General features: G+C 66.4%; 13 protein-coding genes and 2 pseudogenes. 3 read left to right on the forward strand and 12 right to left on the reverse strand.

Annotated elements, in window-relative coordinates; genetic code table 11:
• Positions 1–51: 51 nt before the first annotated feature.
• Positions 52–1,485 carry an aldehyde dehydrogenase family protein gene (locus tag AC1Q6V_RS34190; protein WP_454750473.1) on the reverse strand — a complete coding sequence of 478 codons (1,434 nt, stop codon included), beginning with the start codon at positions 1,483–1,485 and terminating at the stop codon, positions 52–54.
• A 206-nt stretch (positions 1,486–1,691) separates the two neighbouring features.
• Between AC1Q6V_RS34190 and AC1Q6V_RS34195 the strand changes: the two genes are divergently transcribed.
• Complete coding sequence (locus AC1Q6V_RS34195) at positions 1,692–2,300, forward strand: hypothetical protein (protein ID WP_454750472.1); 609 nt, start codon at positions 1,692–1,694, stop codon at positions 2,298–2,300.
• Positions 2,301–2,367: 67 nt separating this feature from the next.
• Here AC1Q6V_RS34195 and AC1Q6V_RS34200 read toward each other — a convergent pair whose 3' ends face one another.
• From AC1Q6V_RS34200 to AC1Q6V_RS34225, 6 genes and pseudogenes are all read right to left on the reverse strand, one after another.
• Positions 2,368–3,990 (reverse strand): ABC-F family ATPase, encoded by a 1,623-nt coding sequence (locus AC1Q6V_RS34200; protein WP_454750471.1) that lies wholly within the window; start codon positions 3,988–3,990, stop codon positions 2,368–2,370.
• A 273-nt stretch (positions 3,991–4,263) separates the two neighbouring features.
• Complete coding sequence (ldcA, locus tag AC1Q6V_RS34205) at positions 4,264–5,223, reverse strand: muramoyltetrapeptide carboxypeptidase (RefSeq protein WP_010809537.1); 960 nt, start codon at positions 5,221–5,223, stop codon at positions 4,264–4,266.
• Positions 5,220–5,822 (reverse strand): tRNA adenosine(34) deaminase TadA, encoded by a 603-nt coding sequence (gene tadA, locus AC1Q6V_RS34210; RefSeq protein WP_010809538.1) that lies wholly within the window; start codon positions 5,820–5,822, stop codon positions 5,220–5,222. The genes ldcA and tadA overlap by 4 nt, the downstream gene beginning before the upstream one ends.
• 9 nt (positions 5,823–5,831) lie before the next feature.
• A complete protein-coding gene (locus AC1Q6V_RS34215) occupies positions 5,832–6,308 on the reverse strand; it encodes a 6-pyruvoyl trahydropterin synthase family protein (RefSeq protein WP_010809539.1) in 477 nt (158 codons plus the stop codon).
• Between the two features lie 123 nt (positions 6,309–6,431).
• Entirely contained in the window at positions 6,432–7,067 is a 636-nt protein-coding gene (gene queE / locus AC1Q6V_RS34220) for a 7-carboxy-7-deazaguanine synthase (RefSeq protein ID WP_010809540.1), read from the reverse strand.
• A gap of 493 nt (positions 7,068–7,560) precedes the next feature.
• A pseudogene (locus AC1Q6V_RS34225) lies at positions 7,561–7,965 on the reverse strand (DUF1993 domain-containing protein); the annotation flags it as partial.
• A gap of 3 nt (positions 7,966–7,968) precedes the next feature.
• Between AC1Q6V_RS34225 and AC1Q6V_RS34230 the strand changes: the two are divergent.
• Both AC1Q6V_RS34230 and AC1Q6V_RS34235 read left to right on the forward strand, forming a co-directional pair.
• Positions 7,969–8,340, forward strand: a complete 372-nt coding sequence (locus tag AC1Q6V_RS34230) for a tripartite tricarboxylate transporter substrate-binding protein (RefSeq protein ID WP_492350780.1) — start codon at positions 7,969–7,971, stop codon at positions 8,338–8,340.
• Between the two features lie 154 nt (positions 8,341–8,494).
• On the forward strand, positions 8,495–8,896 hold the full coding sequence (locus AC1Q6V_RS34235; protein ID WP_010809543.1) for a hypothetical protein: 402 nt from the start codon (positions 8,495–8,497) through the stop codon (positions 8,894–8,896).
• Between the two features lie 18 nt (positions 8,897–8,914).
• Here the strand turns inward: AC1Q6V_RS34235 and AC1Q6V_RS34240 are convergent, their stop codons facing one another.
• The 5 genes and pseudogenes from AC1Q6V_RS34240 to manD all read right to left on the reverse strand — a co-directional run.
• Positions 8,915–9,535: a DUF2239 family protein gene (locus AC1Q6V_RS34240; RefSeq protein ID WP_454750470.1), complete on the reverse strand. Its 621-nt coding sequence runs from the start codon at positions 9,533–9,535 to the stop codon at positions 8,915–8,917.
• 81 nt (positions 9,536–9,616) lie between these two features.
• Positions 9,617–11,230: an ABC-F family ATP-binding cassette domain-containing protein gene (locus AC1Q6V_RS34245; RefSeq protein WP_010809545.1), complete on the reverse strand. Its 1,614-nt coding sequence runs from the start codon at positions 11,228–11,230 to the stop codon at positions 9,617–9,619.
• Positions 11,231–11,411: 181 nt separating this feature from the next.
• Complete coding sequence (locus AC1Q6V_RS34250) at positions 11,412–13,190, reverse strand: alkaline phosphatase D family protein (RefSeq protein WP_454750478.1); 1,779 nt, start codon at positions 13,188–13,190, stop codon at positions 11,412–11,414.
• Positions 13,191–13,519: 329 nt separating this feature from the next.
• Complete coding sequence (locus AC1Q6V_RS34255; protein WP_058698645.1) at positions 13,520–14,554, reverse strand: Zn-dependent oxidoreductase; 1,035 nt, start codon at positions 14,552–14,554, stop codon at positions 13,520–13,522.
• 12 nt (positions 14,555–14,566) lie between these two features.
• Positions 14,567–15,541: pseudogene (gene manD, locus AC1Q6V_RS34260) on the reverse strand (D-mannonate dehydratase ManD); the annotation flags it as partial.
• Positions 15,542–15,617: the final 76 nt, after the last annotated feature.

The following is a 15,617-nucleotide window of genomic DNA, read 5'->3' on the forward strand; positions in this document are numbered from 1 at the left end:
CCGGGCCAGCCGGGCATTTCCCATATTGCATCAACGCCGCTCGGCGCCGCATCAGGCCGCCGGCTTCTTCAGCTGCAGCGACTTGTACTCCAGGAATTCCTCCAGGCCGTACTTGCCCGCTTCGCGTCCGTTGCCGGACTGCTTGTAGCCGCCAAACGGCGCCTGCATATTGAACGGGCCGCCGTTGATATCGACCTGCCCGGTGCGGATGCGGCGCGCCACGCGGATCGCGCGTGCCTCGTCACCGGACCAGACCCCGCCGCCCAGGCCATAGATGCTGTCATTGGCGATGCGCACCGCGTCTTCCTCGGTGTCATAGCAGATGATCGACAGCACCGGCCCGAAGATCTCTTCCTGCGCCACGGTGGCACGCGGCTCCACGTTGCCGAGCACGGTCGGCTTGACGAAGAAGCCCTTGTCCAGCCCTTCCGGGGTGTCCGGACCGCCAGCTACCAGCTCGGCACCCTCTTCCAGGCCCCGGCGGATATAGCCGGTCACGCGGTCCTTCTGCACCGCGGAGATCAGCGGTCCCAGCTTGCTGGCTTCCTGCAGCGGATCGCCCACGGTAAAGCCCTCGACCACCTTCTGCGCGATCGCCTTCACTTCATCGTAACGGGCCCGCGGCACCAGCATGCGGGTATGCGCCGAACAGGTCTGGCCGGAATTCAGGAAGCAGGCATTGATGGTGCCCTTTACCGCCGACGGCAAGTCGGCGTCGTCCAGGATCACCGAAGCGGACTTGCCGCCCAGCTCCAGCGCCACGCGCTTGACGGTCTGCGAGGCCAGTTCCGACACGCGCTTGCCGGCGCGGGTCGAACCCGTGAACGACAACATGTCGACTTCCGGGTGGCTGGCCAGCACCTCGCCCACCACCGGGCCATAGCCGGTCACCAGGTTGAACACGCCCGGCGGCAGGCCGGCGGCCTCGATCACCTCGGCCAGCACGAAGGCATTGAGCGGCGCCACCTCGGAGGGCTTGAGCACGACGGTGCAGCCGGCGGCCAGGGCCGGCGCCACTTTGAGCGTGATCTGGTTGAGCGGGTAGTTCCACGGGGTGATGGCACCCACCACGCCCACGGGCTCGCGCACTACCAGGGAGTTGCCGACCTCTTCCTCGAAGCGGAAACCGTCCAGCAGCTTGGCGGCCTGGCCCCAGTTGTAGACCGGCCCGCCCACCTGGATCGCGCGCGCCAGCTTGATCGGCATGCCGACTTCGCCGGCGATCAGCTGGGCCAGCTCTTCGCTGCGCGCCTTCAGGCCTTCGGCGATCTTGGCGATATAGCCGGCACGCACCGCCGGCGGCGTGGCCGACCAGCTGTCGAAGGCCGCGCGGGCCGCCTGGATGGCATCCTCGGCGTCGCGCGCCGAGCCTTCGGGGATGGTGCCCATCACCGCCTCGGTGGCGGAATGGATGACGTCGATCGTGCCGTTGCCGTGGGGAGCGACCCACTTGCCGTTAATAAAGAGTTTGTCTCGTTGTTGCATGGCCACAGTTCTCGGTTTGGTGAATTGGCGATTGCAATTTTTTGTTACTTTTATGGTGCACGCACATTGTAGAGCGGATTCGGGACTATGTTTTTGCGCCGCGGAAAGCCGCGCATACCGCTCCGGGCAAGAAGGTGGCGATAATCGGCCGCACCACCTGACAGGGACTCTAGCCAAAGGCGGTCGGACATAACAAGGGGTGAGACATGGTCGATCCGATCTACCGCAAGTCGGATGCGGGACAGGACGAGATCCGGACGCGTGCACGCAAGCTTGACCACAAGCTGCGCGCGCTGCTGCTGATGGTCAACGGCGAGCGCCGCGGGCAGGAATTGCTGGCGCAGGTGGCCGGCATGGGGGTGGCACCCGAGGCCATCGACACACTGGTGGCACAAGGGCTGGTCGAAGCCGTCCCGGAGCCGGCACGGCCGCCCGCTGCGGTGGCACCGGCACAGGCACCGGCGCGGGTCACGCCTGCCGCCGACACCAATATGTTCTCCGTGTATGCAATGCGGCACGCACGCGCCCCCGAGGTGCCCGAGACGCCGCAACCGACCGATACCGCGGCCCCTTCGCCCGCCGACATCGCGGCCTTCGAGAGCCTGTATCACTTCTATACCGACGTGATCGGGCAGCATCTCGGCCTGCGCGGCTACATGCTGCAGGTGAAGGTCGAAAGGGCCACCGACCTGCCCGCCCTGCTGGCGCTGCGCGAACCGCTGCATGCGGCACTGCTCAAGGCCAAGGGCGACATCACCGCGCGTGCCATCACGAGCCAGCTCGACCAGATCACAGATCGCATCGCCGCCGGCTGAGATTCCGGCGCACCAATGAAAAAGGCCGCCCGGAGGCGGCCTTCTCTCATCGTCAACGTCCCGACGCTCAGCCGTCGATACCCTGCGACTGCAGGTACTCGTCATACGTACCCAGGTAGTCCGTCAGCGTGCCGTCGGTGCGCACTTCGATCACGCGCGTCGCCAGCCCGCTGATCAGCTCGCGGTCGTGCGAAACGAAGATCAGCGTGCCCGTGAACTTGTCCAGCGCGATCTGCAGCGATTCGATCGACTCCATGTCCATGTGGTTGGTCGGCTCGTCCATGGCCAGCACGTTGTGGCGGCCCAGCATCAGCTTGCCCCAGATCATGCGGCCCTTCTCGCCGCCGGACAGCACCTTGACCGACTTCCTGATGTCGTCGGCCGAGAACAGCAGGCGGCCCAGCGTGCCGCGCAGCGAGGTCTCGTCGTCGCCGGCCTGCGTCCACTGGCTCATCCAGTCCATCACGTCGCGGTTGTCCGGGAATTCCTCGTAGGTATCCTGCGGCATGTAGCCGACGTTGGCGTTCTCGGCCCACTTGACCGTGCCGCGGTCCACTTCCACGCCGCGCTGCACGCCGGTCTGCACCGCGCCGTTGAGCAGGCTGCGCAGCAGCGTGGTCTTGCCCGCGCCGTTCTCGCCGATGATCGCCACGCGCTCGCCGGCCTGAATCGCCAGCGACAGGCCGTCGATGATCTTGCGGTCGTAGGTCTTGGTGATGTTCTCCACTTCCACGGCCAGGTTGTGCAGCTTCTTCTCGAACTCGAAGCGGATGAACGGGTTCTGGCGCGACGACGGCTTGATGTCGTCGACCTTGATCTTCTCGATCTGCTTGGCGCGCGAGGTGGCCTGGCGGGCCTTGGACTTGTTGGCCGAGAAGCGGCGCACGAAGTCCTGCAGCTCGCTGATGCGCTCCTTGGCGCGCGCGTTGGCGGCAACCTGGCGCTCGCGGGCCTGCATCGACGCTTCCATGTAGTCGTCGTAGTTGCCCGGGTAGACCTTGAGCGTGCCGTAGTCCATGTCGGCCATGTGGGTGCAGACCGAGTTCAGGAAGTGGCGATCGTGGGAGATGATGATCATGGTGGAGTTGCGCTCGTTGAGCACGGTCTCCAGCCAGCGGATCGTGTTGATGTCCAGGTTGTTGGTCGGTTCGTCCAGCAGCAGCACGTCCGGGTTCGAGAACAGTGCCTGTGCCAGCAGCACGCGCAGCTTCCAGCCCGGGGCCACGTCGCTCATGTTGCCCTGGTGCTGGCTGGTGGGGATGCCCACGCCCAGCAGCAGTTCGCCGGCACGGGCCTCGGCGGTGTAGCCGTCGTATTCGGCGTACTTGGCCTCCAGCTCGGCGGCCTTCATGTAGTCTTCGTCGGTCGCTTCCGGGTTGGCGTAGATGGCGTCGCGCTCCTGCGCGGCGGCCCACATCTCGGTGTGGCCCATCATCACCACGTCCAGCACGCGCATGTCTTCATAGGCGAACTGGTCCTGGCGCAGCTTGCCCAGACGCACGCCCGGCTCCAGCATGACGTTGCCCGACGACGGTTCCAGGTCGCCGCCCAGGATCTTCATGAAGGTGGACTTGCCGCAACCGTTCGCGCCGATCAGGCCGTAGCGGTTGCCCTCGCCGAATTTGACCGAGATATTCTCGAACAACGGCTTGGGGCCGAACTGCATGGTGATGTTTGCGGTAGAAAGCACGTCTTGAACCTTGTCTGGAGATTGTGGCGCCGCGGCGCTGGCCGCGGCTTGCCGGTTTTGCACACGAGGCGCACCCCATGCCGCTCAGGGACGGGCCTTGCCGGAGATGCATCGCGCTGGCCCGGAGTCATCCGGCGGCCATGGCTGGCGATGCGGCACGGGCCGCGCCCGGTTCATGCGAGAACCCGGCAGGAAGTCAGGAAATAACCGCACATTCTATCATCCGGACGCATTCCTTGCACCCGGATGCGCGGCATCGGACGATGCGGCCGGTCAGGCCAGTGGCGGCAGCACCGGATAGCCGGAAAACGCCATGCTGAAGCCATCCGCACGTGCGGCCAGCCGCACCTGGGCGCCGACCGGCAGCGTCAGCTTGCGCGCGCAGTGGCCGAACGGCAGCCCGGTCAGCACCGGCACCGGCAACTGGTCGCGCAGGTAGGCCACCACTGCGTCCATGTCGTAGCCGTTGTCGTAGTCGGTGACGCGGTAATTGGAGAAATCGCCCAGCACGATGGCGCGCTGCGCGCCCAGCACGCCGGCCTGCTGCAGCTGGATCAGCATGCGCTCCACCCGGTACGGTGGCTCGTTGATGTCTTCCAGGAACAGCACCCCGCCCTCCACCTGCGGCATGAAAGGCGTGCCCAGCAGGCTGCACAGCATGGCCAGGTTGCCGCCCCAGAGCGTGCCTTCCACGCTGCCTGAGAACGGTTGTCCGCCCGACTGCGGCGCCGCGACATCGACGCTGTACGCCGGGTTGCGCAGGATGCCTTCGAAATGCTCCCACATGAAGGGATCCACCACCTCGGCACCAAAATCCGCCAGCAGCATCGGCCCCGCAAAGGTGACGGCACCCGTCGCCGCCAGGCAGGCCAGCTGGAACGCGGTGAAGTCGCTGTGGCCGACGATGGGCGTGCCGCTGGCGCTGGCCTGCGCGGCGATGCGGGCAAAGTCGACTTGCGCCAGCAGCCGCGCGATGCCATAGCCGCCGCGCACCGCCAGCGTCAGCTCGTGCGGCGCGCCGGTGCCGATGGCGTGCAGGTCGGCCAGCCGCTCCGCATCCGTGCCGCCAAAGCGCAGGTAGCGCCGCGCCAGCACGTCGGGGTTGGTCATGTGGTAGCCATGATGCTTGAGCCAGGCACAGCCGCGCGCGGCAATGGCGACGTCGTGCGGATACCCGGACGAGGCGATCAGTCGGACTTCGGTATGCGGCGGCCTGCTGTTCGGCGTGCTCATGCTTCGGTGTCGTTATTCTTGTCGGGATCGGTGACAGGCGCGGCGGCGTCCTGCTGTGCGGCCTTCTGCGCGGCTTTCTGCGCCCGGCGGCGCGCGCCGAAGAAATCCTTCAGCATCTGGCCGCAGGTGTCGGCCAGCACCCCGCCGGCAATGGTGGTCTGGTGGTTGAGCTGCGCCTGCTCGAACAGGTTGAGCACGCTGCCGGCGGCGCCGGTCTTGGGGTCGGCTGCACCGAACACCACGTGGCGCAGCCGCGCGTGCAGGATCGCGCCGCTGCACATGACGCACGGTTCCAGCGTCACGTACAGCTCGCACTCGGGCATGCGGTAGTTGCCGATCACCTGGGCGGCGGCGCGCAGCGCCTGCATCTCGGCATGGGCGGACGGGTCCACCGAGCGGATCGGCAGGTTGTGGCCGCGCGCGATGATGGTGTCGTTCCAGACCACCACCGCGCCCACCGGCACTTCGCCGGCGGCTTCGGCCAGGCGGGCTTCTTCCAGCGCGGCGCGCATGTAACGCGCGTCGCGCTCGGCAGCCTCGGCCGGGTCTTCAGGCAGGGCGCGCAGCGCGCGCAACGGCAGCGGTGGCGTCTCTGGCATCGTCCCCGCTCAGTCCTGCGCCGGCAGCACCGCGGGCGCGCTCACTTCCGCCCAGCAGTTGGGCGTTTCGAACAGCACCAGCCTGGTCAGCTGCAGGTGGTGGCCGAAGCAGTCCTTGAACACCGGCGCCAGGATGTCGAAGGCAACCTGGGCCAGGTTCTCGACCGTCGGGATCGCGTCCAGCACCACGGTCTTGTGCCCTTCCATCGATTGCAGGAAGTTCAGCAGCGCGGTGTCACCACGGTAGATCAGGAAGGCATGGTCCCACTTGTTGACCAGGTGCTCGTTGGCGAGCGCCTTGATGTCGCCGAAGTCCAGGATCATGCCGTCATCCGACGCGCCCTCGCGGTGCAGGACCTCGCCCGACAGCGTCAGGTCCAGCCGGTAGCGGTGTCCGTGGATATTGCGGCACTGGCCGCAGTGGTTCGGGATGCGGTGGCCGGAGTCGAACTCCAGCCGGCGGGTAATGGAAACTTGTTTGCTCATGTGTACCGGCGCCGGTGCCGGCCGCCTGCGTTGGGACGGACACTGCGCGCGCGTCCGAAGCCTGTATTGTGTACGTTTTGCCGCCCGTTGGGCGACCTGTCGATACCGTGGATGCCGCGCCGCTCAGCGGATGCCGAGCAGCTTGTGAGTCTGCAGCGACAGCCGCCAGCGCGGATGGCGCTGGCAGAACGCCACCGCGGCGGCGGTATTTTCCCTCGCCAGCGGGCCATCCATGGCCTGCACCAGGAAATGGCGGAAATCAAGCTGCTCGTATGCGGCAAAGTCCTGGCCCTCCTGCGGGATCACGACTTTGAGCTCGTCACCACGCGTGACCACCAGTTCCGAGCCCATCTTGGGGCTGACGCAGACCCAGTCGATGCCCGGCGGCACGGCGATGGTGCCGTTGGTTTCGATCGCAATCTCGAAGCCCTGCGCATGCAGCGCGTCGATCAGCGGCGCGTCCAGTTGCAGCAGCGGCTCGCCCCCGGTGCAGACCACCAGCGGCTGGCCGCCGGCGCCCTGCGGCCATTCCGACGCGACCACTGCGGCCAGTTCCTCGGCCGTGCGGTACTTGCCGCCGCGCGTGCCATCGGTGCCGACGAAATCCGTATCGCAGAACTGGCACACCGCGCTGGCGCGGTCTTCTTCGCGGCCGCTCCACAGGTTGCAGCCGGCAAAGCGGCAGAACACTGCGGCGCGGCCGGCGTTGGCGCCTTCGCCCTGCAGCGTATAGAAGATTTCCTTGACGGCGTAAGTCATGCGTGGGGGTCTCTCTGGGACCGTTTGGGGACCGTTAACGGGCATTCGGCCGCCCTTGGGCTGGCCGGGGTTTCAACAGGTATTGGGCAAAGGCCGGATAACAAGTATCACGGATCTGGGCTCGGGCTCCCGGATCGGCGCCGCATGGCTGGCAGCGCGGGCGGTGTGCACCGGGTTTTCCGTGCATGGCTCCGGGCACTGCCGGAGGAACCGCCTGTGGCCTGTCGCAGGCTGCGTCCGGCCGGTCCGGACGTAATGCAAGTATACCAGAGGGGTCAGGGTTTCCGCTTAGAGGCTGGCGGGATGCGGTCCCGGCCGTCGGCCAGGCGCGCGGCAAATATCTCCTGCAGATCACCCGGTTTTGCTGCAAAGGGCCGCCATCGGCGCCCCGGTGCTGAACGCGCTGACCGGCGGCTGCCGCCCAAGCGGCTGTTCGACAATGAAAAAGCCGGGATCCGCGCCCGGCTTTTTCCTACTGGCCCCGCTCGGCTTCTTACTTCAGCCCCAGGTAGTCGCGCTTGCCAATCTGCACGCCCTTGTGGCGCAGGATGTCATAGGCCGTGGTCACGTGAAAATAGAAGTTGGGCAGCGCAAAACCCAGCAGGTAGGACTTGCCGTCGAATGTCATCGGCCCCTGGCGCAGCTTCAGCTCGATCGCGCGCTGCTCGCTGCCTTCCAGCTGCTCAGGCGTGATCTGCTCCAGGAACCCGATGGTGCGGGCGATGCGGTCCCGCAGTTCGGCAAAGGTGGTTTCGGTATCGGCGAACGAAGGCACCTCGATGCCTGCCAGCCGCGCGGCGCAGCCCTTGGCGGCGTCGCTGGCGCGCTGCACCTGTGCCGGCAGCGCATCCATGTCGGCGATCAGGCGCTGCAGGACCTGATGGGCGGCCGGCTCGACTTCATGTTCAGCAATACCTCCGAGGCCATGCCGCTGATCCGCGGCGGCAAGGTGCGGCCGCTGGCCGTCAGCAGCCTGAAACGCCTTGCGCTGCTGCCCGAGGTGCCGACGCTCGACGAGTCCGGGCTGAAGGGCTACGAGACCGTGGCCTGGGGCGGCGTGGTCGCGCCGCGCGGCACGCCGGCGCCGGTGATCGACAGGATCAACGCCGCGCTGCAAGCTGCGCTGCAGGCGCCGGACGTGCGCAAGGGCCTGGCCGCGCTGGGCGCCGAGCCTGCCGGCGGCTCGCCCGCGCAGCTCCGGCAGCTGATCGATGCCGAGACCGCCAAGTGGCGTGCCCTGATTACGTCGGCCCATATCGAGCAGCTGGACTGAACCATGCCCGCGCAACCAGACATTGCCAGAGGGAAGACCTGAGGGCCTGCGGGAAAGATGGCGTGCCCACAACGGGCAACCGGCGACCGGCAACCTGAATTAACATATCCGGTCATCGTCCCCGCTATCTTGCGGCCTTGTGGCCGCGCCCCACATGAACGCGCCGTTCCCTCTTCGCACGGAATGCCCGCCCGGCGCCTGTATCTGCGGGCGCGAAGCCTTGCTGAGTGACCCCAACGCCGACCTGCGCGTGCTGCGGCTCACCCGGGCCGAAGAAAAGCGGCTGGTCGAACGGCTTGAGCGCCTGACCAGCCTGGCTGAATTGCAGCGCATGGAAAGCCTGATGCAGACCCAGCTGGGCATCGTGCTCACCATCACCCCCAGCGCGCGCGGCGTGCGCACGGTGCGCGGCATCAGCATCCAGGTGCAAGAGCAGCCCGGCCTGTGCCGCAAGATCCGCCAGTCGATCCCAGCCGCCATCCGCCGCAGCATGGAAGAGCATCCCGAGATCGCCTATGCGATCGTGGATGCGCATGACCTGCTGGGCGGCATCTGACCAGGCCCGCGGAGCCGTTCAGGCGTTGCTGTCCGCAAGGCGCATCGCGTGTTCGCGGATATCCGCCGGCCATGCCTCGAGCCGCTGCGCAAAGCCCGCCACATCGCCCGCGAACAAGGCCCGCGTGGCTTCCTCGAAGCCGGTCAAATCTCCCGCCATCGCCACCATGAAGTGGTAGGCCCGTTCGCTGGCGCGGCGGCTACGGTCCTTGTCCGCGTGGTCCCGGCGCGCCTGCTCGACCAGCTTGCGCAGGGCCACCGATGCCCCGCCTGGCTGGGCGGCCAGCCATTGCCAATGGCGCGGCAGCAGCGTCACCTCGCGCGACACCACGCCAAGCTTCGGGCGCCCGCGGCCCCGGGGCTCGGCCACGTCCGCTGCTTCGTCGTTGTCGCCGGCGGGCTGCCGCACGGATTCGAGCTGCGCGGCGCGCTCTGCCGTGCGCTCAAGTACGGCGGCCTCCGTCCCGCTCGTATCCAGGTCGATCGAGCGCCCGGTGCCGTCGTCGAAAACCAGCACGGGTCCGCCCGCGCCGGCTTCCAGCGCACGCTTGAGCGCCAGCGCATTGGCTTGCAGCGGGCCCGTGGCGATACGCCGGTGGCCGTCGAAGGTGGTGTAGCTGTGAAGCGTTGCGTTGGTCATGCGGATGCCCCTGGGAGATGATTTCCGAATATTACCCGGATAAAATACGATGTCAATATCATCCGGGTATAAATAGACCGCCTACCAGGGTTCCAGCTTCCACCCGTCCGGCGTTGCCGCCAGGCGATGGGTCAGCCCCAGGCTGCCCATGAACACATCGTCGTGGGACACCACCACCAATGCGCCCTGATAGCCGCGCAGCATCGTCTCCACCGCCTGCACGGACGGCAGGTCCAGGTGGTTGCCGGGTTCATCGAACAACAGCAGCTGTGCCGGCGGATCGGCATACAAGGTACAAGCCAGCGCGGCCTTCAGGCGCTCGCCGCCGCTGAGCAGGCCGCTGGGCGCGGTGGCCTTCTGCGCATCGAGATCCAGCAGCGCCAGCCGCGTGCGCAATGCCGCCTCCCCGGCGGTGTGGTTGGCGGCCAGCATCTGTTCGATGGTTGAGCGCTGCGGCAGCAGGCCGGCCAGTTGCTGGTCGAGATAGGCGCGCTCGGCATGCACCGCGCAGCGGCCGGCAAGCGGCTGCAACTGGCCGGCCAGCAGCTTGAGCAAGGTGGATTTGCCGCAGCCATTGGGGCCGACGACGCCCACGCGCTGCTGGCCCGTCAGCATCAGGCTGATGCGGCGCGTGGCGGCCGGCACGAACGGCAGGTCGACCTCGTCCAGTTCAGCCACGCGGCGTTGCGCGGCCTGACTGACAGGCAACGCGAGCAATACGATCGCGGCATCGTCCTCCACCTGTTGCGCGGCGTCGCGCACGCGCGCATCGAGCGCTTCGCGCGTGGCGGCCTGCTGCAGGCGCAGCCTGCCCGCCGAGGCCTGGCTGCGCTCCTTCTGCCGGCCCAGCAGGATGCTGGCCTGGTTGGCATCGCGCGCCTGCCGGTTGCCACGGGCCTGCCGCCGCTCCTGGCGCTCACGCTGCGCACGCAGCGACTGCTCTTCCCGCTTGCGTTCGAGCTTGCGCTGATCCAGCTGCTGCAAGGCGTTCTCGCGCTCCTGCGCCTTGCATTGCGCATAGAACGAATAGCCGCCGCCATAACTGCGCAGTCCGAGCGACGACAGCTCGACGATGCGCGCCATGCCCTCAAGCAACTGCCGGTCATGGCTGACCACCAGCAGGCCGCGCTGCCAGCGTTGCAATTGCGCGATCAGCGCCAGCCGGTTCGGCCGGTCCAGATGATTGCTGGGTTCGTCGAGGATCAGGAAATCGGCATCCGACAGCAACGCACCGATCAGTGCCACGCGCATGGCTTCGCCGCCGCTCAGGGTGCTCGCCGGGGTGTGCGCCTGGAGGTGGCCCAGGCCATTGCGCTCCAGCTCCTGCCGCAACCGTTGCGGCATGTTCCAGTGCTCGCCGACGTCATCGAAGTCTTGCGCCGCGGCGCTGCCGGCCTCGATGCGCTGCAGCGCATCCAGCATCGATTGCACGCCAGCCAGCCCGGCCACCGACGTCTGCACGGCATGCGCGGCCTGCTGGGACAGGTAATGCACGCTGCCCGACCGCACGCAACGCCCCGCGGAGGGCTCCAGCTCCCCGCCCAGGATACGTGCCAGCACGGACTTGCCGATACCGTTGCGCCCGACCAGGCCGGTGGGACGATCGTCGAATTGCTCGGACAGTTCAGAGAAGAGCGTCCGGCCGTCGGGCAGGACGTAGGAAACGCTTTCCAGCGTCAGCTTGGGATTTGACATGCGGGATTCCAGGGATGCCAGGAACTCCCCCTGCTTGGGGGCGGTGGAGACTGGCCGTCATGCAGACGGCGGCATCAATGGCGCATGGTATGAATCCTCCGCGGATGGGGTTTGAATCGGCGAGGCATGGGCACGCATGCCTGAGCACACCGCCCCGCCCTACTCTCTGACTCGATCCAGATTATAAGTTCACCGGATCGGTAGCCAGCAGGTGATTGGTGAACGCCGCCTTGGTCTCGCACCGCCACGTCGCCCACAGCTTGCAGCCGTTCGGGTTGTCCGTGCCCCGGTCCAACTCGATCGCAAGCCAGTTCCTGGCCGGCATCACGTACCGGTTGGATCCGGGGAAGAGCATCATTTCCGCGGACAGGTTGACATCAAGCGCCTGCTTCGACTGAGCGACGTTGTTCAGCACATGGAAGAACAGACGCTCCATGACCCCGACCAGCGAGGGATGCACCACGGCAGTACTGGTCAGCTGCTGTATCTGCGCCCAGTTGTCCTTCGGCCCCACATCTTTCCTGCAGGCGACACCCCAGGCCGCGACATGGACATCGCCAGAGATGATCGTGACCCGCAGCTGCTTCTGGCTGGCGGTCTTGAGCAAGGTCTCCACCAGGCGCTTCCTCTCGCCCTCGTGGTCGTCGTGGGTCCAGTGGTCCTTGAGGTCATCGGCACTGCTGTCGAGCACATGATCCTGGCCAAAGTTGTCCAGGAAGGCTTCGGCCAGCGACAGCTTGGGATGCACCACGGGCACGGAAGACATCAGCAGCAGATGCTGGCAATTGATGCCGCCGGGGCTGGCGGCATCGCCCGACTCGATCCCCGACAGCCACCGCTGCAGTGCGCCCCAGGTACCGGGTCCAAGCACCTGTTCCTGGGATCGTTCGGTCCTCAGGTCGGCAACGATCACGCTGACTGGGCCAGCCGAATGCGCGAACGTGAACCCCGGCTGCTCGTCCAGCAACGGCAGCGCAAGCTTGTCGCTGGACAGCACCTGAGACCACTTGACCGGTTCGAACAATGGATCGTCAGACCGGACCCTGACGTCAGTGCGCGGCACCAGGTCGGGAAGCTGCTCGACAGCATGCTGCATCTGGAACACCCAGAAGGCCCGGCGCGCATGGAAGAACAGCCGCTGGAACAACGGACTGCGCTGCATCTCGGAGCTATAGGAACCCCAGCCGTCGAAGATGTCATGGTCATCCCACATCATCACCGTGGGGATCCGTGCCATGGCCTGGGCAGCATCGAGCGGCTTGTCTGCGCTACCCCACCCTGACCTTGCATGAGGCAGCCAGCGCTCGCTGTAGTGCTTGAAATAGTAGTCCTCGATTTCCTTCTCGAGGTCAGCGTCCACCGGGTACTGCAGCTGCTCCTCGCGCGTCAACCCGATCCAGCGCTTCAGCAGCTTGAGGTCTTCCCAGATCGAATCGAAGTAGATCTGGTCGCCGCCCATCAGCATCAGATGGAAGCGCTGGTTGCCCTGGTCATGGGTACGCGCCTCGTGCCAGAGCTGCTCCTTGTCCAGCTCATAGCCTGCCGGACGGATGTCCTTGTCGTGGTTGCACAGCAAGTCCGCCCAAACCGCATTCTCAGCCTTGACCAGCTTGCGCATGCCGCTCGGGTCGGAGAATCCGTTGCACGAAACATAGGCCATGCGCGGCGCGTAGCCCTTGCCGGGCACGGTAAAGTGCCACGCTTCCCCGACACCTTCGATGCTGTACGGTACCCGCCGTTCGTTCTTGCGCAGCTTGCAGGACAAGTCGTAGCGCAGATAGGTGTGGCCCGCATGCTGCAGCAGGATCACCGGCTTGCCGGCCTTGCGGCCCTCCACGGTGACCGGAGGAACCCTGGCTTGATCTTCGATGCCGATGAGCGCCGTCACCTTCCATGAGCCATCCGTTCCGAGGCCACGAAACGACAGCACGGGTCCGAGCAGTAGCTTGCTCATTGCGATGGTCTCCCTTTGGTCACCATTTGTTGTTCGGCCGCGGGCTGCGCTGGCGCGATCGCCGCACAAAGCCTGGCGCCGCAATGGGACGCCGGCCCTGCCGGGGACATAAGGTGAACGAAGAGAGAATGCGCGTCAAGCGCCACCTGCTGATTACGCAAGGGTCGTCGACGCTTCAGACACCCCGCCCTGTGAGCCGCGCCAACGTCTGTTCCAGCTCGCGACGATCCGCCTGCCGCTTGGCGGCCGAACGCTGGGCCAGGTTATGCAAGTTGCGCCGTACGCCCGGCAACTCACCTGCGTGAGGAATCCCGATGAGCCCGCAATCCGCCATGTCAGCCACCATGGCCAAAGTCAAGCAGCACCTTGCAGCATTTGCCCGGATTGCCCTCGGCCAGTGCAAACGCGCCGGCAACATCGCGAAAATCGACGTGGTGCGTGACAATTTTCCCGGGATTGACCAGGCCTTTCGCGATCCAGTCAATCACCGTCGGGAACATCGCGCAGTTAAGCCGCGAGGCATACAGCGTCAATTCCTTCCTGGTGAGTTCCTGCTGCGGGATCGCCGATGGCGTCGGCGAAAAGCCCAATACCCCGATACGCCCGGCCGGTGCCGCAATGCGCACGGCCTCCTCCAGGATGGCCGGATGGCATACGGCATCGAAGATCAGTGTCGGACCGCCTTCCACGCCTCGCGCCGCCAGCGCCTGTTCGAGGGGCTCGCGCGCGGTGTTGATGACTTCGTCCTCTCCCGCACCGCATTGCCGCGCTAGCGCCAGGCGCTCGTCGAGGTGATCCGTGATGAAGGCGCGGATGCCATGGACGCGCTTGAGTACCTGCATCAGGTTGAGCCCGACCGGCCCCGCGCCATAGATCAATGCCACATCCTGCGCAAGCACGCCGGTGCGGTGCGTGACATTGGCAGCCACGGCAAACGGCTCGATCACCGAAGCGCTGGCTTCGGGCATGCCGTCCGGAATCACATAGGCATTGCCGGCCGGCACGCAGGCGTACTCGCTGAAGCCTCCGTCGCGATGCACCCCGATCACCTGGAGCCGGCTGCACACGTTCTGGCGGCCGATCCGGCATGCGTGGCATTGTCCGCAACTGATGACCGGATCCGCCACCACGCGCTGGCCGATGCGCGACGCATCCACCCCGGCACCCACGGCATCGATGGTGCCGACGAACTCGTGGCCGATGACGCGCGGATACGCCACGAACGGATTGTGACCGCGGAAGATATGCAGGTCGGAACCGCAGATGCCGGCATAGCGCACGCGTACGCGCACCTCGCCGGCAGCGGGCTCCGGCATTGGCCGCTCGCATACGGCCATGCTGTTGGGTTCTTCGACAACAATGCTAAGCATCGGAAACTCCGGCTACCAGTGCCACATCGCGCCATCCGCCAGCCGCGCAACCGGCAGGTAGGCACGTTCGTAGGGATACTTTGCGGCCAGTGCTTCGTCGATATCGACACCAAGGCCCGGCACCTCGTCCATGACCAGGTAGCCGTCTTCAAAGCGGTAGTTGTGGGGAAAGACCGCATCAGTCAGTTCGCTGTGCGGCATCAGTTCCTGGATGCCGAAGTTGGGCGCCCACAGCCCGAAGTTGACCGCGGCCGCCATGCACACCGGCGACAGGTCGGTCGCCCCATGGAACCCAGTACGCACCTGGTACATGGCCGCAAAATCCGCGATGCGCCGCACATGGGTGATGCCGCCCGCGTGCACGATGGTGGCGCGGATGTAGTCGACCAGTTGCTCGCTGATCAGCGTCTTGCAGTCCCAGACCGAGTTGAAGACTTCCCCCACGGCCAGCGGCGTGGTGGTGTGCTGGCGGATCAGCCGGAACGCCTCCTGGTTCTCTGCCGGCGTGGCGTCTTCCAGCCAGAACAGGCTGAAGGGCTCTAACGCCTTGCCGAGCCGCGCGGCCTCGATCGGCGTCAGGCGATGGTGGGCGTCGTGCAGCAGGTGGGGGCCGAAACCCACGGCGTCGCGCACCTTGCGGAACAGTTCAGGCGTATGGCGCAGGTAGAGCGAAGTATCCCAGGGCTCTTCCGACGGCAGGCCTTTCTCGGCGGGTTCATAATGCCCGCCACCCTTGCCCACGCCATACACCTTGCCCAGGCCAGGCACGCCGGACTGCACGCGGATGGCCTTGTAGCCCTGCTCCACATGACGCTGCACGGCCTCCACGGCCTCGGCGTGGTCGCGCCCGTTGGCATGGCCATACACCATCAGCCCCCACCGGCTTCTGCCGCCCAGCAACTGGTACACCGGCATGCCGGCCAGCTTGCCCTTGATATCCCACAAGGCCATGTCGATGGCTGCGATGGCGGTCATCGTGACCGGGCCGGGGGGGGGGGGGGGGGGGGGGGGGGGGGGGGGGGGGGGGGGGGGGGGGGGGGGGGGGGGGGGGGGGGGGGGGGGG

This window comes from Cupriavidus sp. GW823-FHT07B10 (assembly GCF_058794355.1).